At 63.9% G+C, this 25,464-nt stretch carries 31 protein-coding genes; 17 read left to right on the forward strand and 14 right to left on the reverse strand.

The window, feature by feature from the left end; translation table 11 throughout:
- Nucleotides 1-29: 29 nt before the first annotated feature.
- The 5 genes from GWG67_RS30845 to GWG67_RS30865 all read right to left on the reverse strand — a co-directional run bounded on the left by GWG67_RS30845 (nt 30) and on the right by GWG67_RS30865 (nt 5,047).
- Nucleotides 30-197 carry a hypothetical protein gene (locus GWG67_RS30845; protein ID WP_275173173.1) on the reverse strand — a complete coding sequence of 56 codons (168 nt, stop codon included), beginning with the start codon at nt 195-197 and terminating at the stop codon, nt 30-32.
- A gap of 169 nt (nt 198-366) precedes the next feature.
- Nucleotides 367-600, reverse strand: coding sequence for a hypothetical protein (locus GWG67_RS30850; RefSeq protein WP_275173174.1), 234 nt, complete (start codon nt 598-600; stop codon nt 367-369).
- Nucleotides 597-896: a hypothetical protein gene (locus GWG67_RS30855; protein WP_275173176.1), complete on the reverse strand. Its 300-nt coding sequence runs from the start codon at nt 894-896 to the stop codon at nt 597-599. The genes GWG67_RS30850 and GWG67_RS30855 overlap by 4 nt, the downstream gene beginning before the upstream one ends.
- Before the next feature lie 152 nt (nt 897-1,048).
- The gene (locus tag GWG67_RS30860; RefSeq protein ID WP_275173178.1) at nt 1,049-3,535 is read right to left on the reverse strand and encodes a TonB-dependent receptor; all 2,487 of its coding nucleotides are present in this window, start codon (nt 3,533-3,535) and stop codon (nt 1,049-1,051) included.
- 153 nt (nt 3,536-3,688) lie between these two features.
- Entirely contained in the window at nt 3,689-5,047 is a 1,359-nt protein-coding gene (locus GWG67_RS30865) for a histidine kinase (RefSeq protein WP_275173180.1), read from the reverse strand.
- A 145-nt stretch (nt 5,048-5,192) separates the two neighbouring features.
- Here GWG67_RS30865 and GWG67_RS30870 point away from each other — a divergent pair, with 145 nt between their 5' ends.
- Together GWG67_RS30870 and fghA are read left to right on the forward strand one after the other, a co-directional pair.
- Nucleotides 5,193-5,813, forward strand: a complete 621-nt coding sequence (locus tag GWG67_RS30870) for a response regulator transcription factor (RefSeq protein WP_275173183.1) — start codon at nt 5,193-5,195, stop codon at nt 5,811-5,813.
- 69 nt (nt 5,814-5,882) lie between these two features.
- Nucleotides 5,883-6,728 carry an S-formylglutathione hydrolase gene (fghA, locus tag GWG67_RS30875; RefSeq protein WP_275173185.1) on the forward strand — a complete coding sequence of 282 codons (846 nt, stop codon included), beginning with the start codon at nt 5,883-5,885 and terminating at the stop codon, nt 6,726-6,728.
- A 27-nt stretch (nt 6,729-6,755) separates the two neighbouring features.
- Here fghA and GWG67_RS30880 read toward each other — a convergent pair whose 3' ends face one another.
- Nucleotides 6,756-7,328: a DUF3280 domain-containing protein gene (locus GWG67_RS30880; RefSeq protein WP_275173186.1), complete on the reverse strand. Its 573-nt coding sequence runs from the start codon at nt 7,326-7,328 to the stop codon at nt 6,756-6,758.
- A gap of 59 nt (nt 7,329-7,387) precedes the next feature.
- Between GWG67_RS30880 and GWG67_RS30885 the strand changes: the two genes are divergently transcribed.
- The 6 genes from GWG67_RS30885 (at nt 7,388) to GWG67_RS30910 (ending at nt 12,256) form a co-directional block, all read left to right on the forward strand.
- Nucleotides 7,388-8,569: an ABC transporter substrate-binding protein gene (locus tag GWG67_RS30885; RefSeq protein WP_275173188.1), complete on the forward strand. Its 1,182-nt coding sequence runs from the start codon at nt 7,388-7,390 to the stop codon at nt 8,567-8,569.
- Between the two features lie 46 nt (nt 8,570-8,615).
- A complete protein-coding gene (locus tag GWG67_RS30890; protein WP_275173190.1) occupies nt 8,616-9,560 on the forward strand; it encodes a YVTN family beta-propeller repeat protein in 945 nt (314 codons plus the stop codon).
- Complete coding sequence (locus GWG67_RS30895; protein ID WP_275173192.1) at nt 9,557-10,363, forward strand: ABC transporter ATP-binding protein; 807 nt, start codon at nt 9,557-9,559, stop codon at nt 10,361-10,363. Before GWG67_RS30890 ends, GWG67_RS30895 begins: the two co-directional genes overlap by 4 nt.
- Nucleotides 10,360-11,208 (forward strand): ABC transporter permease, encoded by an 849-nt coding sequence (locus GWG67_RS30900; RefSeq protein WP_007612935.1) that lies wholly within the window; start codon nt 10,360-10,362, stop codon nt 11,206-11,208. Before GWG67_RS30895 ends, GWG67_RS30900 begins: the two co-directional genes overlap by 4 nt.
- Entirely contained in the window at nt 11,205-11,819 is a 615-nt protein-coding gene (locus GWG67_RS30905; RefSeq protein WP_275173194.1) for a hypothetical protein, read from the forward strand. The genes GWG67_RS30900 and GWG67_RS30905 overlap by 4 nt, the downstream gene beginning before the upstream one ends.
- Before the next feature lie 137 nt (nt 11,820-11,956).
- The gene (locus GWG67_RS30910) at nt 11,957-12,256 is read left to right on the forward strand and encodes a copper-binding protein (protein WP_275173196.1); all 300 of its coding nucleotides are present in this window, start codon (nt 11,957-11,959) and stop codon (nt 12,254-12,256) included.
- A gap of 128 nt (nt 12,257-12,384) precedes the next feature.
- Here the strand turns inward: GWG67_RS30910 and GWG67_RS30915 are convergent, their stop codons facing one another.
- Both GWG67_RS30915 and GWG67_RS30920 read right to left on the reverse strand, forming a co-directional pair.
- Nucleotides 12,385-12,942 (reverse strand): PQQ-dependent catabolism-associated CXXCW motif protein, encoded by a 558-nt coding sequence (locus GWG67_RS30915; protein ID WP_275173197.1) that lies wholly within the window; start codon nt 12,940-12,942, stop codon nt 12,385-12,387.
- Nucleotide 12,943: 1 nt separating this feature from the next.
- Complete coding sequence (locus tag GWG67_RS30920; RefSeq protein ID WP_275173199.1) at nt 12,944-13,825, reverse strand: substrate-binding domain-containing protein; 882 nt, start codon at nt 13,823-13,825, stop codon at nt 12,944-12,946.
- A gap of 128 nt (nt 13,826-13,953) precedes the next feature.
- On the opposite strand from GWG67_RS30920, the gene GWG67_RS30925 reads away from it, so the two are divergent.
- Together GWG67_RS30925 and GWG67_RS30930 are read left to right on the forward strand one after the other, a co-directional pair.
- A complete protein-coding gene (locus tag GWG67_RS30925; RefSeq protein WP_275173201.1) occupies nt 13,954-14,880 on the forward strand; it encodes a quinoprotein relay system zinc metallohydrolase 2 in 927 nt (308 codons plus the stop codon).
- A 50-nt stretch (nt 14,881-14,930) separates the two neighbouring features.
- Nucleotides 14,931-15,749 carry a quinoprotein dehydrogenase-associated SoxYZ-like carrier gene (locus GWG67_RS30930; RefSeq protein ID WP_275173203.1) on the forward strand — a complete coding sequence of 273 codons (819 nt, stop codon included), beginning with the start codon at nt 14,931-14,933 and terminating at the stop codon, nt 15,747-15,749.
- Between the two features lie 19 nt (nt 15,750-15,768).
- Here the strand turns inward: GWG67_RS30930 and GWG67_RS30935 are convergent, their stop codons facing one another.
- Both GWG67_RS30935 and GWG67_RS30940 read right to left on the reverse strand, forming a co-directional pair.
- A complete protein-coding gene (locus GWG67_RS30935; RefSeq protein ID WP_275173205.1) occupies nt 15,769-16,653 on the reverse strand; it encodes a transporter in 885 nt (294 codons plus the stop codon).
- Between the two features lie 213 nt (nt 16,654-16,866).
- The gene (locus tag GWG67_RS30940) at nt 16,867-17,226 is read right to left on the reverse strand and encodes a hypothetical protein (protein ID WP_027566550.1); all 360 of its coding nucleotides are present in this window, start codon (nt 17,224-17,226) and stop codon (nt 16,867-16,869) included.
- Nucleotides 17,227-17,313: 87 nt separating this feature from the next.
- Between GWG67_RS30940 and GWG67_RS30945 the strand changes: the two genes are divergently transcribed.
- Genes GWG67_RS30945 through GWG67_RS30960 form a run of 4 tightly spaced genes read left to right on the forward strand, consistent with a single transcriptional unit; the run spans nt 17,314 to nt 20,134 of the window.
- Nucleotides 17,314-18,294: an ABC transporter substrate-binding protein gene (locus GWG67_RS30945; protein WP_275173369.1), complete on the forward strand. Its 981-nt coding sequence runs from the start codon at nt 17,314-17,316 to the stop codon at nt 18,292-18,294.
- Nucleotide 18,295: 1 nt separating this feature from the next.
- Nucleotides 18,296-19,033 (forward strand): ABC transporter permease, encoded by a 738-nt coding sequence (locus GWG67_RS30950; RefSeq protein ID WP_275173206.1) that lies wholly within the window; start codon nt 18,296-18,298, stop codon nt 19,031-19,033.
- The gene (locus GWG67_RS30955) at nt 19,023-19,733 is read left to right on the forward strand and encodes an ABC transporter ATP-binding protein (RefSeq protein WP_275173208.1); all 711 of its coding nucleotides are present in this window, start codon (nt 19,023-19,025) and stop codon (nt 19,731-19,733) included. Before GWG67_RS30950 ends, GWG67_RS30955 begins: the two co-directional genes overlap by 11 nt.
- A 47-nt stretch (nt 19,734-19,780) precedes the next feature.
- Complete coding sequence (locus GWG67_RS30960; protein ID WP_085350566.1) at nt 19,781-20,134, forward strand: hypothetical protein; 354 nt, start codon at nt 19,781-19,783, stop codon at nt 20,132-20,134.
- 10 nt (nt 20,135-20,144) lie between these two features.
- On the opposite strand, the gene GWG67_RS30965 is transcribed toward GWG67_RS30960, so the two are convergent.
- From GWG67_RS30965 to GWG67_RS30980, 4 genes are all read right to left on the reverse strand, one after another.
- The gene (locus GWG67_RS30965) at nt 20,145-20,354 is read right to left on the reverse strand and encodes a hypothetical protein (protein ID WP_027566545.1); all 210 of its coding nucleotides are present in this window, start codon (nt 20,352-20,354) and stop codon (nt 20,145-20,147) included.
- Nucleotides 20,355-20,487: 133 nt separating this feature from the next.
- Complete coding sequence (locus GWG67_RS30970; RefSeq protein WP_275173209.1) at nt 20,488-21,393, reverse strand: hypothetical protein; 906 nt, start codon at nt 21,391-21,393, stop codon at nt 20,488-20,490.
- 36 nt (nt 21,394-21,429) lie between these two features.
- The gene (gene pqqA, locus GWG67_RS30975) at nt 21,430-21,510 is read right to left on the reverse strand and encodes a pyrroloquinoline quinone precursor peptide PqqA (RefSeq protein WP_018460299.1); all 81 of its coding nucleotides are present in this window, start codon (nt 21,508-21,510) and stop codon (nt 21,430-21,432) included.
- A 171-nt stretch (nt 21,511-21,681) separates the two neighbouring features.
- The gene (locus tag GWG67_RS30980) at nt 21,682-22,074 is read right to left on the reverse strand and encodes an EF-hand domain-containing protein (protein ID WP_275173211.1); all 393 of its coding nucleotides are present in this window, start codon (nt 22,072-22,074) and stop codon (nt 21,682-21,684) included.
- Between the two features lie 342 nt (nt 22,075-22,416).
- On the opposite strand from GWG67_RS30980, the gene GWG67_RS30985 reads away from it, so the two are divergent.
- The 3 genes from GWG67_RS30985 to GWG67_RS30995 are packed head-to-tail and all read left to right on the forward strand — an operon-like array spanning nt 22,417 to nt 25,371.
- Nucleotides 22,417-24,081 (forward strand): methanol/ethanol family PQQ-dependent dehydrogenase, encoded by a 1,665-nt coding sequence (locus GWG67_RS30985; protein ID WP_275173213.1) that lies wholly within the window; start codon nt 22,417-22,419, stop codon nt 24,079-24,081.
- Between the two features lie 10 nt (nt 24,082-24,091).
- On the forward strand, nt 24,092-24,448 hold the full coding sequence (locus GWG67_RS30990) for a cytochrome c (protein WP_275173214.1): 357 nt from the start codon (nt 24,092-24,094) through the stop codon (nt 24,446-24,448).
- Nucleotides 24,445-25,371, forward strand: coding sequence for an ABC transporter substrate-binding protein (locus GWG67_RS30995; RefSeq protein ID WP_275173216.1), 927 nt, complete (start codon nt 24,445-24,447; stop codon nt 25,369-25,371). The genes GWG67_RS30990 and GWG67_RS30995 overlap by 4 nt, the downstream gene beginning before the upstream one ends.
- Nucleotides 25,372-25,464 lie beyond the last annotated feature (93 nt).

Consider the following 25,464-nt stretch of genomic DNA (forward strand, 5'->3'; position numbering starts at 1 on the left):
TCATCCACACGATCAGCGCTAACAAAGCGTTAATCGGGCGGCCCGTGCCAATCCGGGCTATCCCTGCGCAGCTCGGCTTCCAGGTCCTCGATGATGCTGTGAAGCAGACACGCGGCAAGTGGATCGGTCACTTCGCGCTCCAAACGTCGGTAACGCGCGATCTGGAATTCCTGCTCTCTCAACTGGTGCTCTGTCATCGGACGGGCCCTCCGACAAACCGACGCAGAGACAGCCAAGTCGTTTCGTTACAATTTTAGGATCATTCGCTATGGTTTCCGATCGGTAAAAACAACGCGACGCCAGGCTTCGCCGGCGCGCGGGATCATCGGAGGAGTCAAAAGATCGGATAAGCTGACAAGCGCGCTGTCACGGCACCTCGCCGGTGTTGCGACTCCCGCCGATGCTGTGCGGCTTGTTGAGGAAGAACTCCCGGTTGCCGAGAGCTGCCTCCGCGTACTGGTCGATCGCGACCTGGATGGCCTCGATGTGCATGCGGCACCAGCCCTCGAGGCAGGACAGGCGCCGCGCATGATGGAGAGCCTTCAGAAATTCCGGGGGCTCCGGCATATCGGAGAAGTAGGTCGGCCTCTCCCCCTTCATGCCCGTGCCATCTCTCGCGGCGGAACAAGGCGGCGCTTCTCGACACCGACGCGCGATGGCATCGGCCGCCGGCGGGGAACGAAGAGGCTGGCGACGACGATCGGGTCGGCGTCACCGAGGGCGGCCCGCTCCTGAACGAGCCCACTCATCACCGTGCGCATCTTCATGACTTCGCCTGCGACGAAGCTGCAGTCCTCGTCCCTGTTGATCTGTTCATGCATGATCGCCTCGGCCTCACGCATGCTGACGCGTAACGCCCTGATGATCCTGCGGATTTCGTTGATGCGGTTGTCCATGGCTCGCTCCCTTGGCTGGACGAGCAGCATAAGAACAAAACATGAACAATGAGTCAATCGGCTTTAGGTAGAGCACACCCATGCCGGCACGCCGCGCCGGCGAAGACGAGCCCCCTCGTCATCCCACATGCGCCGGGGGCTTGCGAGCCGGATCAGAACGTCACCCGCATCCCCGCATAGAATGCACGCGGCCTTGCCGGGCTGAGCGAGCGCGGGTCGGTGAACTCGGCGCCGCCGTTGGTAAAGTTGGGCACGGCTCCGGTATCGAAGAACTGTCCGTAGGTCGCAAAGCGCTTGTCGAAGATGTTGTCGATCTTGCCGTAGAGCTGGAAGTTCTTGGTCACCTGGTAGGACGTGTGCAGGTTGAACACGGTGTAGGACGGCAGCTTCGCATATTGGTTGGACTCGTCGCCGACCAGATATTGGCTGGAGACGAACAGCGCATTGCCGCCGACCTTCCAGACGTCGGTGACGGCATAGTCGACGCCGACCTTGACGCGGTGGCGCGGGATGGCGGGGAGCTGGTTGCCGGGCGAGACCTGGATGTTGCCGTCACCATCGGCGAACGGGCTGTTGGAGCCGATGGACAACGCGTCGAGGAAGCCCGCGTCGACGAAAGCGTAGCTCGCCTGGAATTGAACCGTCGGCGATTTGATGTTGATTTCGGCCTCGAGGCCTTGCCGCCGGGTGCGGCCGACATTGGAGAAATAGCCAAAGCCGGTGCGGCCGGGAACGGGGATCGCGACGATGTCGTCGTAATTGGTGGCGCGGAAGCCGCCGATTTTCCAGCCGAGCGTGCCGATGTTTAGCTCCCTGCTGCCACGCAAGCCCGCTTCCACGGTCTTGGACACGACCTGCTTCAGCGGCGGATCGGAGACGAGGAACGCGGCGATGAGACAGGGACGGGCAGGATCGGAGCAGCCGAGTTCGAGCGGCGTTGGAACGCGGTTGGCCTCGGAATAGCCGGCATAGGCCGTCAACTCCGGCGTGATCTTGTAGGTGCCGCCGATCACCGGATTGAAGCGGGTGAAGGTGTGATCGCCGTTGAGATCCGCCCCGAGCTGATCCTCCAGCGAGATGCGCGCCACATTGAATCGGCCGCCGCCGGTGACGGCGAAGGCGTCGGTGATATTGAACGTGTCCATCGCGTACAGGCCGTTATATTGATTGACGGTCCGCAGCGAAACGGGACCGGCGACGGTGTTCGGCGCACCGGTCGGCCCCAGGAAGAGGCCGCTGCCGTTGACGACGTAGTTTTCTCCGATCGTGCCGATTTCGGCGGTGGCGTTATAGCGCGTGACGCTGGCGTCATAGGTCGCGCCCATCACGAAGCGGTTGTCGTGGCCGAACAATTGATCGGTGTTGGTGGCCTGCCCCGACACGCCGAAGGTGGTCGAGCGTATCGAGCTGCGGTCGATCTCGCCGAGGATAGTCCCGGACGCGAAAGGATTGGCAAGCGGCAGGCCGTTCACGCCGTTTGCCGGTGTGGCGCCGTCGCCGAAGCAAAGAAGGCCGGCCAGCCCCGGATCGGTGCATTCCTGCGCGTCGGTCGGATTGCCGTCGACCAGCTTCTGCTCGTACCTGCGCACATGCGCAGTGCCTTCGAGCGTCCAGGTCGGCGTCGCATCGACCTTGCCTGTCAGGTTGAGATAGCCGACGCGATTGGAGGTGGTCTGCGGTGTCGTGTAGGTCGCGCCCCAATATTTATCGAGCAGCTCGGCGGGAACGGTGGCGCTGGCGCCGAAATCGTTCTTGGCGACGCCCATGTTGGCGTGGAATTCGCTGTCGCCGGCCTTGTAGCCGACATCGCCGTAGAAGCGCCGCACGTCCGATTGGGAGAAATTGCGGAAGCCGTTGTCGTGCAGGCCTTCGAGCGCGGCATAGACGCCGTAGTTCTTGTCGACCGTCTTGCCCCATTGCGCCGAGCCCTGGATGCGGCCGAACGAGCCGCCCATGAGATCAAGCTCCGCGCCCTGATAGGTGAAACCGTCCTTCATTTGCAAATTGATCGCGCCGCCCAGCGCGTTGAGGCCGAAGGCGGGATTGTTGGTCACGAGCGTCACCGACCGGATCGCCGCGGTCGGGATCAGGTCCCAGTTGACGGCGTCGGAGAAGGCCTCGTTAATGCGAACGCCGTTCTGATACACAGCCAGGCCTTGCGGCGTGCCTGTCACCGGAGATGCAACGAAGCCGCGGAATTCGACATCTGGCTGAAACGGATTGCCGGTGACCTCGCTGATGTTGACGCCGGCGATGTTGTCGCGAAGCGCATCGGTAATGTTCAGCGAGCCGGTGCGCTTGATCTGGCTGGCGTCGACGGCGTTGATCGCCGACGGGACCTTGTCGACGTCAAGACCTCTGCCGGTACCCGGCGCGGTCGGGTAGACGTAGAGGCGCGTCTTGGGGCTGGCGGATGACGGCGCCCCGATGTGCGCGACCGGACGCGATGACGCGGTGCGCCGCGCCGTTGACGGCGGCGGCGCCGTCACCTCGACCGGCGGCAGGTTCTGGACGTTCGTTTCCTCGTCCGGTGCAGCCCCCGCGGGGATCGCGAAGACACAGACCACCCCGGCCGAAACCGAGGCCATCAACAAACCACGCTTGAACCCAAGAGCCTTGAACCGAACACGATCGCCCATCCCAGCCTTCCCATCCGTGACCACCGGCTGTTTTGATTTTCGCCGGTTGGTCGAAACGAGTGTAATCGGCAGGGATGCGGACGCCAGCCACAAAAGGTCGGACCATATCCGCACCCGTTTTCCCGACCAAATCGGGAATTTTTCCCGACACGATCAGGCCGCCGCCGTCGGAACCAGTGCCTCGACGGTTAGACCGCCATCGCCGGACACGACGTTGAGCGTGCCGCCCAACGCCAGGATCCGCTCGCGCATGCCGACGAGCCCGAAGCCGAGCTTCTGGCCCGGCTCCATGCCGCGGCCATTGTCGCTGACCCGCACCCGGGCACAGCCGCGGCCGTCGCTTGCCGCCTGTGCCACCGGCTCGATGACGACATTGACCGAGGTCGCGCCGGCGTGGCGGAACACGTTGGTGAGCGCCTCCTGCACGATGCGGTAGATGGTGAGGTCGGCGGTCTCCCCCGTGACGCCAAGCGCCGGCGAGATCACGGTCTCGATGGCGACATCGGGATGCGACTCTCGCCACAGCCGTGACAGCGATTCCAGTGCCTGGCGCAGGCCGAGCTCGGCAAGGCCGACGGGCCGGAGGCGCTCCAGCACGCGGCGATTGAACTGCTGAAGCGCGTTGATCTGCTCCAGCATGGCACTGCCGTGTTTTCGCACGGCCCCCGCACTCGGGGCGCCTCCGTCCGCCTGCTTCGCCAGCGCGCTGGCATGCGCGCGTAGCGAGAACAGATATGGCCCGAACTCGTCATGGAGCTCGCGCGCGATCTCCTTGCGCTCGACGTCCTGGAGCGACACCGTTCGCTCGGCGAGGCGCCGCTTGTCCTCGATGGCGTCACTGAGCGTCGCCGCAAGATGGTTGAGCTTGGTGCAGATCGCGGCGAGCTCCGGTGCGCCGCCCGGCGCGACGCGCGCCTTATAGCGGCCGTCTTCGAGCTCGGCCATCACATCCGCCAGGGACTGGAGCGGCGCCAGTGCCCGGCCGATCACATTCATCATCACCAGGAACAGCGCCAGCGCGATCGCCGAGCCGACCTCGAGCTGGGTCACGATGGCGTCCCAGATCTCGGCGATCTCGTCATCGGGATGGGAGGTGATCAGCAGTGAACCCGGCTTGCCATGGATCGAGACGGGTACGCTCACCGCGGTCTGCTCGGGATGAACCAGGCTGACAAACCAGGCCGGCGGCGCGCGGGTGTCGTCATCGGCGTCGGTCCGGGGCTGCGTCAGCGGACTGCCGGCTTCGTCCCGCAGCGCGATGCTGACATGGCGCAAGCGGCTGAGGTCGCGTGCGATCTGGTTCAGCCTGGCATCCGGATCGGGCGCCTCGTTGAGGTCCGCCACGATCATTTCGATGAATTCGCGCGCGAGCCGGATCACGCTCTGGTCCTCGGCCTGCACGCGCGGCCCGGCTTCCGCGACCTGGCGGCCGATATTGACGGCGAGCCCCAGCGCCAGCAGCAGCGCCAGCAGCAGGTTGATGCGCCCGCGCAAGGATAGATTTTGCCACATTGGTCTCGCCCGTACCCTCGCGAAGGATTGGCCTGCGCCTGTCCGATGACGTTGACAGAGGCGAAGCGCCCGATATCTAATCGAAAGCGTACAGCAATCCCGGCCGGGCGCGAAACAGGCCAAGACGCTGTCGCGAGGAACGCCTATGCGCATTTTGATCGTCGACGATCATCCCATCGTCGCCTCCGGCTGCCGTGCCGTGCTGGCCGACGAGGGCGAGATCGAGATTTTGGAAGCCGCCGACGCCGAAGACGGCGAGTGCGTCTTCATCGTCGAGCGCCCCGACCTCTCGATCATCGACATCAACCTGCCGACCGTGTCCGGCTTCGAGCTCGCGCGCCGCATTCTCGAGCGCGCGCCCGAGGCCCGGATCATCATGTTCAGCATGAACGACGACCCTGCTTTTGCCGCGCGTGCGATCGAGTGCGGCGCCAAGGGCTATGTCTCCAAGACCGGCGACCCCGATGATCTCGTCGAGGCGATCCGCACCGTCGGCGGCGGCGGCACCTATCTGCCGAGCGCGATCGCGCGCAGCATCGCCTTTGCGGGACCCGCGCTGGCGCAAAGCCCGCTGTCGAAGCTGAACGCGCGCGAGATGGAGATTTTGCGGCTACTCAGCGCCGGAAAGAGCCTTTCCGAGATCGCCTGGCTGGTGCAGTCGTCCTACAAGACTGTCGCCAACACATCGTCCATCATGCGCCAGAAGCTCGGGGTCAGAACCTCTGTCGAGCTGGTGCGGCTGGCGATCGACAGCGGCGTGGCCTGACGGCCGCCACGAATTCGGTCACACAAGCGTTGCAATCCTGATGTGGTTTGATGCCACGGAGCATATGGCATGACGATCCAGACTGTCTCGACCAATACATCCTATGGCGGCGTGCAGGGCGTGTATCGCCATGCCAGCCAGGCGACCGGAACCGACATGACGTTCTCGGTCTATGTTCCCCCGCACGCGCAGGGCGCCAAGCTGCCCGTGGTGTGGTATCTCTCCGGCCTCACCTGCACGCACGCCAACGTCACCGAGAAAGGCGAATTCCGCAAAGCCTGCGCCGAGCTCGGCCTGATCTTCGTCGCGCCCGACACCAGCCCGCGCGGCCCCGACGTGCCGGGCGATGCCAATAATGCCTATGATTTCGGTCTTGGCGCCGGCTTCTATGTCGACGCGACGGAAGCGCCGTTTTCACGCAATTATCGCATGTGGAGCTACGTCACCGACGAACTGCCGAAACTCGTGGCGGAGAATTTTCCGGTCGATGCAAAGCGCCAATCGGTGATGGGCCATTCGATGGGCGGCCATGGCGCGCTGACGGTCGCGCTGCGCAACCCGCACCGTTTTCGCGCGGCCAGCGCCTTTGCGCCGATCGTGGCGCCATCGCTCGTGCCCTGGGGCATCAAGGCGCTGACCGGCTATCTCGGACCGAACAAGGATACCTGGCGCAGCCACGACACGGTGGCGCTGATCGAGGACGGCGCGAAGTTTTCGGGCTTCCTCGTCGACGTCGGCGAGGCCGATAATTTCCTGAAGGAGCAGCTTCGTCCCGAATTGCTGCAGGCGGCCTGTGCCAAGGCCAACATCCCGCTGACGCTGCGACGGCAGGCGGGCTACGACCACAGCTATTATTTCATCTCGACCTTCATGGGCGACCATCTGCACTGGCATGCGGAGAGATTGAAGGGGTAATGGCTTCTTCTTCTCTCTTGGAAGAACCTACTCCGGCTTGCCGTAATTCGGTGCCAGCAAGCGGTTGCGGATCAGATAGCTCATCGTGCGCGTCCAGGATTCATCCGTGTTGCCGCGCATGTCGGCGCTGGCGGCCGTGATCATGTTGCCGGTCTTCACGTCTCGCAGGTAGATGTTCAGATTGATGATCAGGTTCGAGACCTTCTGCACCATGCCGGTGATCTCCAGGTCGGCACCCAACTGCCCGGCAAGCTGGAGATCGCAATTGCCGCAGGCCTGTAAATTGCTGTGTCGGGCCGCGTCCCGGATCGGCGCGATATCGAGCAGCTGGAACCTGCCTGACTCAACCAGCGCCTTGCGCAACTGCTCGCTGATGAGGTCGAGCCGCGCCTCCTCCGGCTTGGATCCGTAGAACTCGCCGGGCAGGCTGGTGTCGATCAGTTCGAAATCGAACACCGCGAGTTTCGGCGGATCGGCGAATGCGACCGAGCCCGTCAACAGCAAAGCGGCGAAACATATCAGCGCTCGCATGATCGTGATTCCCGGCCTCACGCGCGCGAGGACGAAATGCGGGGTTGCATGCCCTGACAAATCGGTCATGCTTTAGCATGAGACAATTCTCCATCGGCGGTCAAGCCGGGGAGTTGTGCGGAGGAAACATGATCCGATGGTTGGTCGGCCTGATCGGCTTGGGACTTGCTGCGACGAGCGCGCTCGCGGCCGACCCTGTCATGATCGGCGTCGGCTATCTCGGAATCGCCGGCACGAGATCGACGCTGTCGCTGGTCGAGCAGCCCGCGGAGAATGACGGCGTCGCCGGCGCACGCCTCGCCATCGACGACAACAACACCACCGGCAAATTCCTGGGCCAGCGATTTGCGCTGGAGGAGCGGCGTATCAAGGAGGGCGAGGATGCCGTGCAGGCCGCGACCGATCTCGCCACACGCAACGGCTTCATCATCGCCGACCTGCCGGCCGACGCGCTGCTGAAAGTCGCGGACGCCCTGCGCGAGCGCGGCACGCTGCTGTTTAACGCCGGCGCGATCGACGAGCGACTGCGCGAGGCCGATTGCCGTGCCAACGTCATCCACACCGCGCCGACGCGCGCAATGCTGGCCGATGCACTCGGTCAATATCTGGTATGGAAGCAGTGGAAGCGCTGGCTGCTCGTGGTCGGCTCGCATGACGAGGACAGACTGTTCGCCGATGCGCTCCGCCGCACCGCGACGCGGTTCGGCGCCAAGATCGTGCAGGAGCGCAGCTTCGAAGACAAAGGCGGCGCGCGCCGCACCGACTCGGGCGTGACGCTGATCCAGCGCCAGATGCCGGTGTTCACACAACAGGCACCGGCCTATGACGTGCTGGTCGCCGCCGACGAGAGCGAGGTGTTCGGCGCCTATTTGCCCTATCGCACCTGGGATCCGCGGCCTGTCGCGGGCTCGGCCGGGCTGGTGCCGCGGAGCTGGGACGCCGCGCAGGATCAATGGGGCGCGATCCAGATGCAGAACCGCTTCGTCAAGCTGAACGCGCGGCGGATGACCGCGCTCGACATGCAGGCCTGGACGGCCGTACGCATGATCGGAGAGGCCACCTCGCGCACCAATTCCGGCGACATCAAGAAGGTCACCGATTTCATCAAGGGTCCGGAGTTCTCGGTCGCTGCCTTCAAGGGGACAAAGCTGACCTTGCGCGATTGGAACCTGCAGCTGCGCCAGCCGATCCTGCTGGTCGACGGCCGCATGGTGGTGTCGGTGTCGCCGCAGGAAGGTTTCCTCCATCAGGTCTCCGAGCTCGACACGCTCGGCTATGACCGCCCGGAGAGCAAATGCAAGCTGAAGTGAGGGCATTAAAGTGAGGACTTGGACGTTGCGCGCGTGGCGAGTTGGGTTGCTGTCCGGACTGGCGCTGGCGGCGGCGCCCGCGCATGCGTTCATCGCCTATGTCTCGAACGAGAAGAGCAACACGGTGTCGGTGATCGACACCGAGAGCTGGACGGTCACCAAGACCATCAAGGTCGGCCAGCGCCCGCGCGGCATCGACTTCACGCGCGACGGCAAGTTCGTGATGGTCGCGGTCGGCGACGACGACACCATCCAGATGATCGACGCCAAGACGCAAAGCGTGGTGGACAGCCTGCCCTCCGGGCCCGACCCGGAATTGTTCGCCCAGGATGCCGCCGGCAAGATCCTCTATGTCGCCAACGAGAACGACAACACGGTGACCGTGATCGACCTCGAGAAGCGCGCCCGCCTTGGCGACATCCAGGTCGGCGTCGAGCCCGAGGGCATGACCATCAGCCCGGACGGCAAGACGCTGATCAACACGTCCGAGACCACCAACATGGCGCATTTCATCGACACGTCGTCGCGCCAGATCGTCGCCAACGTGCTGGTCGACGCGCGGCCGCGCTTTGCCGAATTCAAGCACGACGCTTCCGAATTGTGGGTGTCCTCGGAGATCGGCGGCACCGTCTCGATCATCGATCCCGGCAAACACGAGGTGACCGGCAAGATCAATTTCGAGATCCCGGGGTTGAGGAAAGAGGCGATCCAGCCTGTTGGCATCGGCATGACCCGGGACGACAAGACCGCTTTCATCGCGCTCGGACCCGCCAACCGCATCGCCGTGGTCGACGTCGCAACGCGCAAGGTGACGAAATATCTGCTGGTCGGACAACGGGTCTGGCACATGGCATTCACGCCGGACGAGAAATTTCTGCTCACCACCAATGGCGTGTCGAATGACGTCTCCGTCATCGACGTAGCCGCGCAAAAGGTGATCAAGACCATTCAGGTCGGCGAACTACCCTGGGGTATCACGATCGCGCCATGACCAGCCCTGCTCCCATCGCCGAACAACGCGAAACACCAAGGCCCGATCCGGCGGCCGTGCCCGCGCTGTCGATCGACAGCGTCAGCCACGCCTATGGCCCGCGCCGCGCGCTGATGGACGTGTCCTTCAACGTACAGCCCGCGAGCTTCACGGCCCTGCTCGGCCTCAACGGCGCAGGCAAGAGCACGCTGTTCTCGCTGATCACGCGGTTGTTCGGCATCCAATCCGGCCGCGTCGGCATTTTCGGCCATGATGTCGGCACAAGCCCCGGCGAAGCGCTGCGGTTGCTCGGCGTCGTGTTCCAGCCGCGCACGCTCGATCTCGATCTGTCGCTGACGCAGAACCTGCTCTATCACGCCGCACTCCACGGTATCAGCCGCCGCGAGGCCCGCGCGCGAGCCGCCGAGCTGCTCGACCGCATCGGGCTGACCGAGCGCGCCGGCAGCAAGGTGCGCGATCTCTCGGGCGGGCAGATGCGGCGGCTGGAGATCGCCCGGGCGCTGCTGCACCGGCCGCGCCTGCTATTGCTGGACGAGCCCACCGTCGGCCTCGACGTCAAGGCGCGCGCCGACATCATCAGCCATGTGCGCCAGCTCGTGAGCGAGCAAGGCATCGGCGTGCTCTGGGCCACGCATCTGTTCGACGAAATCATGGCCGGTGACGATCTCGTGGTGCTGCACCAGGGCAAGGTGCTGGCGCAGGGACCGATGAGCCGCGTCGTCGCGGAAGCCGGCGCGCAGGACGTCAACACCGCCTTCATGCGCCTGACCGGCGCGCAGACCCTGCCGGGCGGCGGCGCATGAGCAGCATCACCACCCGCGAGGCTCCGCGCGGCTTCTCGGCCGCCGAATACATGACCTGCCTCACGGGCATCGTCTGGCGCGAGGGACTGCGCTTCCTGCACCAGCGCGAGCGTTTCGTCTCGGCGCTGGTGCGGCCGCTGGTCTGGCTGTTCATCTTCGCCGCCGGATTCCGCCAGGTTCTCGGCATCTCCATCATCCCGCCCTACGAGACCTACATCCTCTACGAGGTCTTCATCGCGCCCGGGCTGATGGCCATGATCCAGCTCTTCAACGGCATGCAGTCCTCGCTCTCGATGGTCTATGACCGCGAGATGGGGAACATGCGCACGCTGCTGGTAAGCCCGCTGCCGCGCGGCTACCTGTTGTTCTGCAAGCTGCTCGCGGGCACCGCGGTGTCGCTGCTCCAGGTCTACGCGTTCCTGCTGATCGCCTGGTTCTGGGACATCACCCCTCCTCTATCAGGCTATCTCACCGTGCTGCCGGCACTGATCCTGTCCGGACTGATGCTGGGCTCGCTCGGCATGCTGATCTCTTCCGGCATCAAGCAGCTGGAGAACTTTGCCGGCGTGATGAATTTCGTCATTTTCCCGATGTTCTTCGCTTCATCGGCGCTCTACCCGCTCTGGCGCGTGCAGGAAGGCAGCCCCTATCTCTACTATGTCTGCGAGGCCAATCCGTTCACCCACGCGGTTGAGCTGATCCGGTTCGCGCTGTACGGACAGATCAACTGGATCTCGCTGGCGGTGGTCGCGACCTGCACAATCGTCTTCATGATCGGCGCGATCTATGCCTATGATCCCTCGCGTGGGCTGGCGCGACGGGGCCCTGCGGGAGGCGAAGGATGACGGTTCGGGTTCTGGCCATGGCCGCTCTGATGCTCGCAGCCGCGAGCACGGCGGCACGCGCGGCCGATCCGCGCTATCCGGATTGGCCCTGCACGCAGGCGAAAGTGCCGGAAATTTCACTCGCCGCGGTATGGGCTGGTCCTTCGCTCGACGACGTGCAGAACAAGTGGAAGGACGACGCCAAAGTCAGCGCGTTGGTCGCCAAACTGTCGGCACGGAAGACGCCGCTGGACGAGGCCGAGAAGCTGGTGAAGGAGTTTTTGGCGGGCTCCGCGGCCGGCAAGACCGCGAATGCAAAATTGCTGTTCGCAGGCCTGTTCGACACGCTCAACGCTCAGCGCTCGCAGGTCATGAGCGGGCTCGAACGCGTCAGCCGCAAGCAGCGCGAAGCCGCCGACAAGATCCGCGAGGAGAGTGTGCAGCTCCAGGCGCTCCAGGGCGCCACGCCGCGCGACGAGGCCAAGGTCGATGCGCTCAGCAACGAGCTGATCTGGAAGACTCGCATTTTCGAGGACCGCTACAAGGTGGTGCGGTTCGTTTGCGAGGTTCCCACCACAATCGACCAGCGGCTGTTTGCGCTCGGACGCGTGATCCAGCAGGAAATGGAATAGCGTCAGCCTCATTGACCGCTTGCGGCAGGTTCCCGCACCTCCATTGCGATCATTAACTCACCGCCGCGCTATATGCCGGAACCAAATCGATCTAGGATGTCTTGTCGATGGGTAATCCAAGGCATCGGGAGGCCTCGATGGGAACCACGAAATTCATCCTCGCAAGCGCTGCGGCCATTAGCATGCTCGCAAGCAGCGCATTCGCTGACGATCTGACCGGAATGGTCACCCGGATCGATCGGCTCAACAGCACGATTTCGATCCAGCAGACACAGAAGGGCACAGTCGGCGGCAGCGCAGGCGGCGCCGGCGCGCTCCAGGAGTACAAGGCCAAGGATGCCGCGATGCTCGACGCCGTCCACGCCGGCGACAGGGTGAGCTACTCTGCGACCGACAATAACGGCACGGGCACGCTGACCAAGCTGCAGAAGCAGTAGGCTTTTCCTCGCCTCTTCCTATGCGCGACACGGCGTCATGGCCGGACTTGTCCCGGCCATCCACGCGTAACCACGCGGCACGAAGAACGTGGATGCCCGGGACAAGCCCGGGCATAACGATCTCTTGCCTACTGCTCCGGCCGCGGCTCCGGCTGCGCCTCCTCGGTCGGAAGCTTGGCGCGCTCCCAGCCGTCGGTGCCATCGGGATACCAGGCGATGTTGGAATAGCCGTACGCGAGCGCGCGCTTGGCGGCGTTCCAGGACATCCAGCAATCGGCCAGGCAATAGATCACGAGCAGCGCGGTCTTGTCGCCGTGTGATGCACGCGCGAGGCCGCGCTGAAAGTAGTCGTCCATGGCTTGCGGCAGCGCGCCGTAGCCGGTATCCGGCAGCCAGATGCTGCCCGGAATGTTTTTGCGCGGCGCCTCGCGCCAGACGGTACCCGCTGGAAGGTTCTTCGGCTTCGGCGCGCGCGGCAACACGTCGATGAAGGCGCCGCTCTTCGCGTGCCAGATCGCCTCGGCCTCTAACGTCGACAGCACGCGCGCGCCGCCCAGTGTGGCCGGCACAGGCGCGCGGTAGTTATCGGTGCGATAGCCCTCGGGCTCGAACGGCTCCTGCTGCTGCGCAACGACCGGCGCCACCAGCATGGCGGCGACCAGCGCAGCGGCAAGATGCCGCCTCATGTCATGGTGCCTTCTTGGCCGTCTCCGCGCCGAGCGGCCGATTGTTCTCGTCCAGCAGCGGCACGCCGAAGTCGAGCAGGATCTTGTTGATCTCGCCTTGGTTCTCCTGGATCAGCTTGTTGAGTTGCCGCTTCCAGTTCTGGTCGGCGCCACGCACGCCCATGCCGATGCGATAGACCAATTTTGGCCCGGTGGTTTCCTTCACCAGCGGCGTAACATGAAGCGATCCCGCCTTCTTTGCGTAGAACCCCGCCATCGGTCCCCACAGCACGCCGGCGTCGATCTTGCCCGCCGTGAGATCATTGATCATTGCCTGCGCTGAATTGTCGTAGCGCGTGTCGATCATCAGTGGATAGGGCTTTGCATCACCCATCAGTCCCGCGATGGCCATGTTGGTCGCAGGCGGCGTGCCGGCGACGATGCCGACATGCTTGCCCTTCAGCCTGGTATCCTCGAGCGTGTCGACCTCCTCGAGCCCGCTTCCTGCTTTCGCGACCAGCGCATAGCTCGTGCGGTAATAGGGATTGGTGCCTTGTACGAGGTCATCCCCTTGGGGGAAGCCCATGATGACGTCGCAGCGATGCGCGCCAAGCGTCATGCGCACGAAGCCGGTGGCCTGCGGAAAAAAGACATAGTCGAGCTTCTTCTGGAGCTTGTCCGCAAACAGCTCGGCAAGCTTGTTCTCGAACCCCTCGCCCTTCTCGTTCGAGAACGGCAGATTGCGCGGGTCGGAACAGACGCGCAGCACCTTGGGATCGACCAATTCGAAGGAGAGGTCGCCGGCGTCGTTGGTCTGCGCGATGGCGATGTCGCCGAACGCGCAAGACGCAACCAGGATACTCAGTGAAAACAACCAGCGACGATGTCGTCCGGCCTCCGTCATCGCGCTTCCTCCTGGGCTTGTTTGAATGCTAACCATGCAACGCATGACGCGCCATGTTTTGCCAGACTGTGTGCTGGCTTTTTTTGTTGCAGTGCAATGCGCGCAACCCTTTGAACTGAGGCGGAAAAGTGTCTCGCATCGCCCTCGTGATCGCAGCCTTGTCCCTGCTGGTGACAGCGACGCTAGCATGCGCCGCAGCGGCCGAATTGCCTGTGAGCGAAGTCGCGCCGGGAATCTTCGTACACTCCGGGACCATCGCCTTGATGACCCGCGAGAACGAGGGCGACATCGCCAATGTCGGATTCATCGTGGGCGAGGATGCTGTGGCGGTGATTGATACCGGCGGTAGCGTTCGCGAGGGCGAGGCGCTGCTGGCGGCGGTACGGGCCAACACCAGCAAGCCGATCCGCTACGTCATCAACACCCACGGCCATCCGGACCATGTTTTCGGCAATGCGGCCTTCGCCGTCGGGGACGCCATTTTCGTCAGTCACAGCAGGCTGCCGCGGGCGCTCGCTGCGCGCGGGCCGTACTATCTCGACAATTTTAAGCGCATCATGGGGGACGAATTGATATCCCCCGTGAAAATCGTGCCGCCCACAATGCTTGTCACGGACACAATGACGCTCGATCTGGGCGCGCGCCGCCTGACCTTGCGGGCCTGGCCGGCCGGGCACAGCGACAATGACCTGACCGTGTTCGATGAGATGACGAAGACGCTGTTCACTGGCGACCTCGTCTTCCTCCGCCATATTCCGGTGATGGACGGCAGCATTCGCGGCTGGCTCGGCACCCTCGGGGAACTCGAGAGCATTCCGGCGCAGCGCGTCGTTCCCGGTCACGGGCCCGTGAGCGAATGGCCGGCAGCGCTGACCGATGAACGGCGCTATCTGACGGCACTGCTGGCGGACGTCCGGGCATCGAACAAGAAGGGCGAGCCGATCCGAACCGCCGCAGACAAGGCCGCCGCCTCGGAACGGCCGCACTGGGAGCTGTTCGACGACTACAACGCCCGCAACGCAACCGCAGCATTTTCGGAAATTGAATGGGAGTAGCGGACGCGCTACGATGCGCGAAACGTTGCTTCGTCCGCGGGACCAAGACCATGACGGGATGCACGCGCCGACTGCCTCTGATCGCCCTGCTCCTCGGCATCGCATTCGCCGTGCCGGTGCAGGCTGACGAAGCTTACGATCCCTGGCCGGGACTGGTGCAGGACATCTTCAGCAACCGTCCGATGAATGACGGCGGCAATGTCATTGGCATCGAGATGCCGTATCGCGCCGAGGACGCGGCCATCGTGCCCGTGACCCTGCGTAGCAAGCTCTCGCCTGGCGATGCCCGCCGCATCCGTTCGATCACGCTGGTGATCGATCGTAACCCAGCACCGATGGCGGCGAAGTTCGAGCTCGGACCGGATGCCAACGTCACTGAAATCTCGACGCGCGTGCGCGTCAACAATTACACCGACGTCCATGCGGTGGCCGAGCTCAGCGACGGCCAGCTCTATGTCTCGAAGGTCTATGTAAAGGCCTCCGGCGGCTGCTCGGCACCGGCGGGGAAGAATGCCGAGGAAGCCCAAAACCGGCTCGGGCAGATGCGCTACCGGCAATTCGCGCGCGAGGAGGCCCCGGCGAGCCGCATGCGAGAGGCGCAGATCATGGTCGGCCATCCCAACAATTCCGGGCTGCAGATGGACCAGGTCACGCAGCTCTACATTCCCGCCTTCTTCGTCAACCAGCTCAAGCTGACGCAGGACGACAGCCCCGTGCTTTCGATGGAAGGCGGCATCTCGATCTCGGAAGATCCCAATCTGCGCTTCACCTATGTGTCCAACGGCGCCAGGCGTTTCCGCGCGGAAGCCAAGGATACGGACGGACACGTGTTCCGCAACGAGTGGGATGTGGAGAAGCCGGGGACGTGAGGGCGTCCATCATCCTCCCTCAATATCCTTCGCCCCAACGATACTGCCATGCGATACCAACAGCTGTCAGTTCGCTTCCCGTGCGGCTGGTGAGGCCGGTGCTGGCAGAGAGCTTGACTGAGTTTTGCCGATCGATCGGAAACGCAACCGTCACGCCCGCGCGCGAAATGGCCTGCTCGTTGTCGTTTTTGATGCCGTTGAGGATCGTGCTGCCGCCGGCGAAATACAGTCCGTCCAGCGCCACCCATATGCCGGACTGGAACGTATAGATGACATGTCCCTGCACCGCATAGATCGGAGCCTGCGAGAACGTCTTGCCACCGAAGAAGTCGGTGTTGTCGCTGAAGAAGGTCACGCTAGGGGCGAGCTCGACCGTCCATGGTCCCCATGCCTTTGAAATTCCGAGCTCGGGCCGGAACGACCAACGGTTGCCGCCGAGGTTGAGCAGCTTGGTGCTGTCATATTGCCCGAGGGGCGCGGAGACCTGAAGGCTTACGCCCACGATCAGATCCTGGTGGTAGCTGGCGAAGTCCTTCGCCGAGAGCGCGGGAGCCCCAAACAGGTTGACCGAGACACGAAATCGCGGATCGCCCAGACCGGACATCTCCCGTTCGCGCGGCTCGCCGTTGACGAGCCCATGCGCGGCAAACGACGATGTCGGCACGATCGCGTCGAACTTGGCCGACTGGCCGGCTACGTCGAAGGACCGAACATAGGCCACTACGCCGGTATCGGAGCGGAATGTGGCATCGGCGATCGCGGTGCTGGGATCGAACGCGAGCTTGCCTTGGGCGTAAACGTAACCCGAGATCAGGAAATTCAACCCGACAGGCGTATTCGAATACGATCGCGGCTCGGCCTCCTGCGCGCTCGCATTCGAGACCGCCGACAATGCGGCGATCATTCCCAATGCCGGGCCGAGCGGGAGCCGTCTTGCGCGACGCACTAGAGGCGCATCGGCGTTTGCATCATCGATGATGGGCGTATCAGCAACCGCCCGGTGCACTCCAACGCCGTGCCGGTCCATCGAGATATCCTACCAAGCAAGCCCGTCGGATCATACCATCGAAGCTCCGCCGGCGACCTTGATGAGGGAAGCAAAGCAGCGCGGCAACGGTCAAAAACACCTCACCTCGGCTTCCGCCTGCGCGCGCCTGAGATCGTTCACCGCGGAATTCGCCTGCTCTGACGTGCGGAACTGAACGCCGAGATTGCCGCGGACCTGGGACATGCTGAGGGCGGTTTCTGCAGTGACGTAGCGCTCATAGGACACAATCGAGGCCACCACGTCGATCGAGCAGGAACATTGTTCAATCGCCTGCCGGCTCTCGCCATTGGCCTTCATGCAGCCATAGACATACTCGGCACGCGCCGACGTCGGATAATCATTGGCCTCTTCAGCCTGCGCAGCGAGCGCGGTCGCAGCCCACACCGCCAATGCGGCGACAATCGGTCGTAGCTGTCCGGCCAGATTCATGAGCGTCCTCCCGCTGGTTGCGACGGAAGCTATGCTATGCGTATTGTCCTGAAAAGCACTCTATCAGAGGAAACGGCTCACAAGGTGATGAGAGCATTTGGTCGATCATTGGCGCTCGCGGTGACGCTGGCGCTGACACTAGCCGGGCCCGGCCGCGCCGCGGATACCATCCGCCTTGCGGTGCAGAAGACCGGAACATTCTCCTGGGAGCTGGCCGCGATCCGCGCCGGCGGCCTCGACAAGGAGGCCGACCTGTCGCTCGACGTCAGCGAGCTTGCGAGCCCCGAGGCCGGCAAGATCGCCCTGCGCGCCGGCAATGCCGACATCATCCTGTCCGACTGGTTGTGGGTGTCGCGCGAGCGCACGCTCGGCGCCAAGCTCACCTTCTATCCCTATTCCAGCGCGCTCGGCGCGGTAATGGTGCCGGCCTCCTCGCCGATCAAGTCGCTGGCCGATTTGAAGGGCCGCAAGCTCGCCGTCGGCGGTGGTCCCATCGACAAGAGCTGGCTGCTGCTCCAGGCGCGCATGAAGCAGGACGGCATCGACCTGAAGTCGGAGGCGACCATCGTCTATGGTGCTCCGCCGCTGATAACCGCCAAGGCGCTCGACGGCGAGATGGATGCGAGCCTCAACTTCTGGAATTTCTGCGCACAGCTGGAGGCCAAGGGTTTTAGACGTCTTGCCGGCATCGAGGACATCCTGCCGAAACTCGGCGCCAAGGGCGCGGTCTCCGCAGTTGGCTATGTCTTCGACGAAAGCTGGGCGGCAAGTCATCGCGAGGCCGTGGCGCGCTTCATCGCGATGACTCGCAAGGCCAAGCAGCTGCTGGTGACCTCGGATGCCGCCTGGGACAAGATCGCCCCGCTCACCGGCACGAGCGATGCCACACTGCTCAAGACCTATCGCGAGCGATATCGCGACGGCATTCCGCGCCGGAGCATCGATGACGAAGAAAAGGACGCGCGCGTGCTCTACCGCGTGCTGGCCGAAACCGGCGGACGCGACCTCGTGGGCTCTGCCGCCGAGCTCGATCCCGGCACGTTCTATCACGCAGTTCCCGGAGACTGAGGTGCTGCGTCTTCTGTCGTTTGCCCTGTTCCTTGCGATCTGGTGGATTGCCGCGCTGTTCGTCGGCGCCACAAAGCTGCCGTCCCCGCCCGCCGTGCTCGACGTCGTCATCGCGGAAGCATCGAGCGGCGCGCTGTTCCTGCATCTCGGCGCTACGCTTGCCCGCGTAAGCCTCGCTTTCGTGCTGGCGATGTCGCTCGGTAGCGCCATCGGCTATCTGATGGGACGGGTGAAGCTCGCCGACCGGCTCGGCGATCCCTGGCTGATCCTGCTCCTGAACCTGCCCGCGCTGGTCGTGATCGTGCTGGCCTATATCTGGGCCGGGCTCACTGAAGCCGCAGCGGTCGCGGCGATCGCCATCAACAAGCTGCCGACCGCCATCGTCACCCTGCGCGAGGGCACGCGCGCGCTCGACCGCTCGCTGGACGAGATGGCGAGCGTGTTCGCGATGCCGCGCTGGCGCGCCTTCCGCCACGTCGTGCTGCCGCAGCTGGCGCCCTATATCGCAGCCTCAGCCCGCTCCGGATTGTCGCTGGTGTGGAAGATCGTGCTGGTCGCCGAACTCCTGGGCCGGCCAAACGGCGTCGGCTTCGAGATCGGCGTTGCTTTCCAGCTGTTCGACACGCCGCGGCTGCTGGCCTATTCGCTGACCTTCGCCGCCGTCGTACTCGTGATCGAGACCGCGCTGGTGCAACCGTTCGAAGCCCGCGCAACACGGTGGCGACCCCGTGCGGCTTGAGGTCGATATCACAGGCAAGAGGTTCAGGAGTGCCGCGGGCGGAACGCAGGAGGTGCTCGCTCCGGTCAGCTTCGCGCTTCAATCCGGCGAGGTCGGCGTGCTGATCGGTCCGTCCGGCTGCGGCAAGAGCACGATGCTTCGCATCATCCTCGGGCTCGACCGCGATTTCGAGGGGCGCATCTCGCGACCGCCGGAGGCGCGGATCGGGATGGTTTTCCAGGAGCCGCGATTGCTGCCATGGCGCTCGGTCGAGCAGAATGTGCGGCTTGCGGCCCCCGATGTCACTGATGCCAAGCTCGCCGAGCTGTTCAGGATCCTGGAGCTGGACGCGCATCGCAGCCACTTTCCCGGCGAATTGTCATTGGGCCTCGCCCGGCGCGTCGCGCTCGCCCGCGCCTTTGCCGTCGAGCCCGATCTGCTCGTGCTCGACGAGCCGCTCGCCTCGCTCGACGACGCACTCGCCGGCCGTTTGCGTGACGAGATCGCAACGCTGGTGGCGCGCCGTCCGGTGATGACGCTGCTCGTCACCCACAGCCTGGATGACGCGATCCGGCTCGGCGACCGCCTGTTCTTGCTGTCGCCGCGACCGGCGCGCATCGTGCGGGAGGTGCCGATTGCCATCCCGCGCGCGGGGCGCAGCGAGGCCGAGCTCGGCAGGATCAGGGCCGAGCTCGCCGCGTTGCAGCTTGAATCAAAATGAGAACTCATGGTCAATTGGACCAACGACATCCTCGCGGGAGGTTCACCATGCGGCGTACGCTGATTGCGATCGGCATCCTTTTGGTTGCGATGCCGGGCGCGGCGCTCGCGCAGGCCAAGGGCAAGGGTATCCGGCTCTGGAACCTGACGACGGAGACGATCTCCGGCTTCCAGCTCTCGCCGGCCGGGAAGACCGAGTGGGGGCCGAACCAGTGCCTGAACGACAAAGACAAGGAGGTCGACCACGACGAGCGGCTGCGCATCACCGGCGTCGAGCCCGGCCGCTACGACGCCAGGGTCAGCTATCCCAATGCGCGGCAGTGCATCGTGCGCGACATCGAGATCAAGGCGGATGCGGTGTTCTCGATCGCCGATAAGGATCTGAAGGACTGCACGAAGTAACGCCGGCGGCTCACGCCTTGTCGTTCGGGTGCGGGTATTCGCAGCGCCACCGCACCGCCTGCCACTTCGGATGGTCGCCGACCCATTGCGCGATATAGGGCGGCGCAGCCATCGCGCATTGCGTCGGCGACCCCGCATAGTTGAACACCAGATGCTGCTCCTCGCAGGTCGCAGGCGAGAGCACCGCACACACAGTCACCACCAGGTCGATCGGGTTCATGCCGGGATCCTCGCAGAGGCGATGAAGATTAGCACAAAAGGTTACGCTCCGAGCAGCGGGAAGTTTCAATCCGGCCGCGAGAAATAAAACGGGAATCGCCCCGTCGCCTCTCCCCGCAACCGGGGCGCGAGCACTAGAAATTGACCCCAAACACCAGCCTCGCCTGGTGGCGCTCGAAATTGACGAGGTCAAGATTGCCGCCCGATCCGGCCGGACGGCCCCAGGCCTGCATGCTCCAGCTCATGGTCAGGCGCGAGCGCTCGGAAAGCTGGAAATAAGCGGTCGGACCGACGAAGAGGGCCTGGCCTGCGAACTCGCCGAGGCCGATGCCTTCGTACTGCCGGAAGTAGCGCACCTCGCCGCCGAGCAGCACGTCGGGACGCACCCGCACGAGGCCGGCGAAAGCCGCGCCGATGGTCGAGCTCTTTTCGGACAGTCCCGCCATCTCAAAACGCGCCCATTCGGGTTGATAGATCAGGTTGAGCGCCCCGATGGCGAAGTTCGGGATCAGCTCGCGATCGAAGGCGAGCGTGAAATCGGTACCGTACATCCGCCCTTTTGCGCCCGAGGTCTCGTCGATGCGGTCGCCATGGAGTTCGGCGGCGACAGTCAACCCGAATGGCGCGCGCTCGCGATCGAGCAGGCGATAGCGCAGGTCGAGCGAAGCGCCCTGAAAATTGAACTGGCGGCGGTCGCCGATATCGGGGACGCCGGTGATGTCGTGCAGCGTGGCGGTGCCGCCGACCTCGATCCGGAAGTTCGGCAGCGGCACGATCTCGATCTCGACCTCCTGCGAGAGGGCGCGATAGGTCCCGCCGCCTTTGCCGAATCGTCCTGTCGTTTGGGTCTGGAATTCGCGCTCGCCGGGATTGCCGACATCGGTGCCGATCATGAAGCCGAAGATGTGCTCGGTATCAAAGCCCTCTTCGGCGCTGACGCATACCGGCGCGAGCGCGACGGTGCAGGCGGCTATGGTCCAGAATGTATGGGCTCTCGCGCGCATCCCCGACACTACCACGGCTTCGACGGTGGTTGCCATCGAAGCCGCGGCAGGTCGTCAGTCTTAGTTGTGGTCTTACTTGCGCAAAGCGCAGGCGTACATGTTGATTTCCATGCCGACCGGCACTTCCACGATCTTCGGAGCTTTCCAGGCCATTCGGGGACTCCCAAGGGATTGAGCGCGACATCGCGCCGGCCAAAACCTAGGGCTGCGTCAGTCACAGCGCAAGTCTGGAATCGCGCCGTCGACACAGTGAACTGCCGCATCGCGCTTGCAAATTTCTCTCTCGGGCAACTCGCCTTCGCTCCCAGTCAAGCGGCGCTGTTCTCACCGCAACAAGCGCAGCAGCGCACGGCCGGCGCGCGAGTTCAGCTCCTTCCCATCCAGCGTTCCATCCTTGTCGGGATTCGCTGCGTTGAAGCGCTGCTCCACCACCGAGAGATATTCGTCGAGCGTGAGAGTCCCGTCGCGATCGGGATCGGCGGCGGCGAGTTCTTTTGCCGTTAACCGTCCGCGCAACTCGCGGGCATCGAGCGTGCCGTCGTGATCGGGATCGAGCTTCGCGAACGACGCGGCCGCCGCTTTCTTCACCTCGGCAAGATCGAGCGTGCCGTCATTGTCGGTATCGAACGTCTTGACCGCGTTGCCGGAGGCCGACCATGCCGGACCGGACAGCAGCGCAATTGTGAGCGCAAGTGCAACAGAGCGACGCGATATCATGAAAATCTCCCTCACCAAGAGCTCCGATTCGAACCGGATCGAAACGACATAAGTCCACAAGCGAGCCTCGGTTCAAGCCCCGAATTGCAGCCTGCGCTCGGCACAACTTGCGGAACCCGTCGCCCCGACCGCTGCCGTCGCGCACGCGCTCTGCATCATGCCGCGAAATTTCTTCAGCGCCTGCGCACAAGTGAGCATGGCTTGTCAGGTCTCCGTCAGGTGACGACATCCGGTCGCCCACCATATCGGCGTCGCGATTGCGACTTTCGTATTGACGCGTTTTGCATTAGGGCGGAGTGTTGCTGTCGCAGCGTCAATAGGCGCGCATATTGGGAGGAACGGATGAAACGCTTTGCGATGGCCGCGGGCCTCGTCATGCTTGCATCGTCTTGTGCAAATGCACAAACCAGCGAGCAGCTGGTCAAGGGTGCGACCGATACATCGAACGTTCTCAACTACGGGATGGGCTACAATCTCCAGCGTTTCTCGACGCTGAACCAGATCAACAAGGACAGCGTCAAGAACCTTGTCCCGGTTTGGAACTACTCTTTCAACGACGATCGCAGCGAGGAATCGCAGCCGCTGGTGTACCAGGGCGTGATCTACGTGACGTCGCACAACGCGACCATGGCGGTCGACGCCAAGACCGGCAAGCAGATCTGGAAATCCAAGGTCGAGTATCCTGCCGAAACGCCGCGCATCGTCTGCTGCGGCATCATCAACCGCGGCGCCGCGCTCTATGAGGGCAAGGTGTTCCGCACCACGCTCGACGCCAACGTGATCGCGCTCGACGCCAAGGACGGCAAGGAGCTGTGGCGGCAGAAGGCGGCCGATATCAAGGAGGGATATTCGATGACGGTGGCGCCGCTGGTCGCCGACGGCGTCGTGATCACCGGCATCTCCGGCGCCGAGTTTGGCACCCGCGGCTTCATCGACGGCTGGGATCCGGCAACAGGCAAGCATTTGTGGCGCACCCATTCGATCCCCTCCCCGGACGAGCCCGGCGGCGACACCTGGAAGGGCGATACCTGGAAGCTCGGCGGTGGCTCGACCTGGATTACGGGCTCCTATGATCCCGAGCTGAACACGGTCTATTGGGGTATCGGCAATCCCGGACCGTTCAACTCGGCGGTGCGCCCAGGCGACAACCTCTACACCTGCTCCGTGCTGGCGATGGATCCCAAGACCGGCAAGATCAAGTGGCACTACCAGTTCTCGCCCAACAATCCGTTCGACTATGACAGCGTGGCCGAGATGGTCCTCGCCGACATGAACGTCGAGGGCAAGCCGACCAAGGTGCTCATGGACGCCAACCGCAACGGCTTCTTCTACGTGCTCGACCGCACCAACGGAAAGCTGCTCGCGGCCAATCCTTACGTAAAGGTCAACTGGGCGACCGGAATCGACATGAAGACCGGACGTCCCATCGAGACCGACGTCTCGAAGGACGCGCGTGAGGGCAAGAAGGTGACAGTCTATCCGTCGATCCTCGGCGGCAAGAACTGGGAGCCGATGTCGTTCAATCCGCAGACCGGCCTCGCCTACGCCAACACGCTCGCCTTCGGCGGCAGGTACAAGACCGAACCCGCCACCTTCAAGCAGGGTGAATGGTACCTCGGCATGGACCTCACCGATCTCTGGGAATGGGGTGACGGCCCGCGCGGTCATCTGAAGGCGATCGATCCCATGACCGGCAAGGCGAAGTGGGAAGCACCAAGCGACATCCCGCGCTTCTCCGGCGTGCTGTCGACCGCGGGCGGCGTCGTGTTCTCGGGGGCGCTGACCGGGGAGTTCGAGGCCTTTGATGCCGACACCGGCAAGAAGCTCTGGCAGTTCCAGACCGGCTCGGGCATCGAGGGACAACCGGTGACCTGGCAGCAGGACGGCGTGCAGTACGTCGCGGTGACGAGCGGCTATGGCGGCGTCTACTCGCTGTTCTCTGGCGACGAACGGCTGGCCAAAGTGCCGCCCGGCGGCTCGCTTTGGGTTTTTGCGGTCAAGCAATAACCCCGGCACGATGCTGAGAAAGCTATCCCACAAGACGGTGGCGATCCTCGCCACCGTCGCGGTGCTGAAGGTCGCGCTTGCGGCGACCGTTCGTGCCGCGGATGATTCAAGCGGCAAACCCGTGCAGGCACAGATCGACCACGGCAAGTCGACCTATGCCGAGAAATGCTCGCACTGCCACGGCCCCAACATGATGAACCCCGGCACCATCACGCCGGACTTGCGCGCCTTCCCCGACGACAAGACGCGCTTCGTCACCACCGTGAAGAACGGCAAGAACAACAAGATGCCGCCCTGGGCCGATATTCTCAGCGACGAGGAGATCGGGAATCTCTGGGCCTTCATCTCGAGCCGGAGAAAACCATGAGGCGCTGGCTGGTCGCTTGGAGCATTGCCGCGATCCTCGCGGCGGCGGCTACGGCTGCACGCGCGGCCGACGACCCGCTCAAGATTTGTCTCGACGAGGACCGGCCACCGCTCTCGGTGCATCACAAGGGCAAGCCGGGCTCGGGTTTCGACGTGCTGCTGGCGCAGGCGCTCGCCGACCGGCTCGGACGGCCGCTGACGATCCAGTGGTTCGAGAGCAAGCTGGATGAGGATTCGAGCCCGCAGCTCGAGGCCAATGCGCTGCTGTCCGACGGGCGCTGCTCGCTCGTCGGCGGCTATGCGCTGACGACCGACTCCCTCGTCAAGCCCGGCATGAAAACGGCGCGCCTGCCGGATTTTGCCGGCGCCACGCGCGACGACCGGCGCCGCCGCGTCGCGCTCGGCGTGCTCGCGCCGAGCCAGCCCTATGTCTACTCGCCGATGACGGTCGTGCTCGGACCGAAGGCGCGGGGTCGCAAGATCGGCGATATCGGCGACCTCGCCGGTCTGCGCCTCGTCATCGAGAGCGGCTCGCTCGGCGATGCGATCCTCATGACCTTCGACAAGGGGCGCCTGATCGATGACATCACGCATCTCGTCCCCGGCCGCGATGATCTCCTCGGCGCACTTGCCCGTGGCGACTATGACGCAACGCTGATCGACCTCGGCCGCCTCGACGCCCATCGCGCCGCGCACCCCGATACGGCGATTACCGCGTCCGGCTACTATCCGATCGGGGCTAATCGCAGCTATGTCGGGCTGGCCAGCGATCCCGCGCTGATCGACGCCGTCAACAAGGCGCTGACCGGGCTTGCTGCCGAGGGTAAGATCGCCGAATTCGGAATACAGGCGGGGCTGACCTATCTGCCGCCGCGGGAGCCTGCGGTCCTCGGTGACGTCTGGATGAAGATCATTCAGCGTTGACGTTCTCGCGTCCCCCTGTGTCCAGTCTCGAGACTTAAATCTTCGCCCGCAACTGCATCAACATCGTCATTGCGAGCGTAGCGAAGCAATCCA

The organism is Bradyrhizobium sp. CSS354, assembly GCF_029051725.1.
Taxonomy (GTDB): domain Bacteria; phylum Pseudomonadota; class Alphaproteobacteria; order Rhizobiales; family Xanthobacteraceae; genus Bradyrhizobium.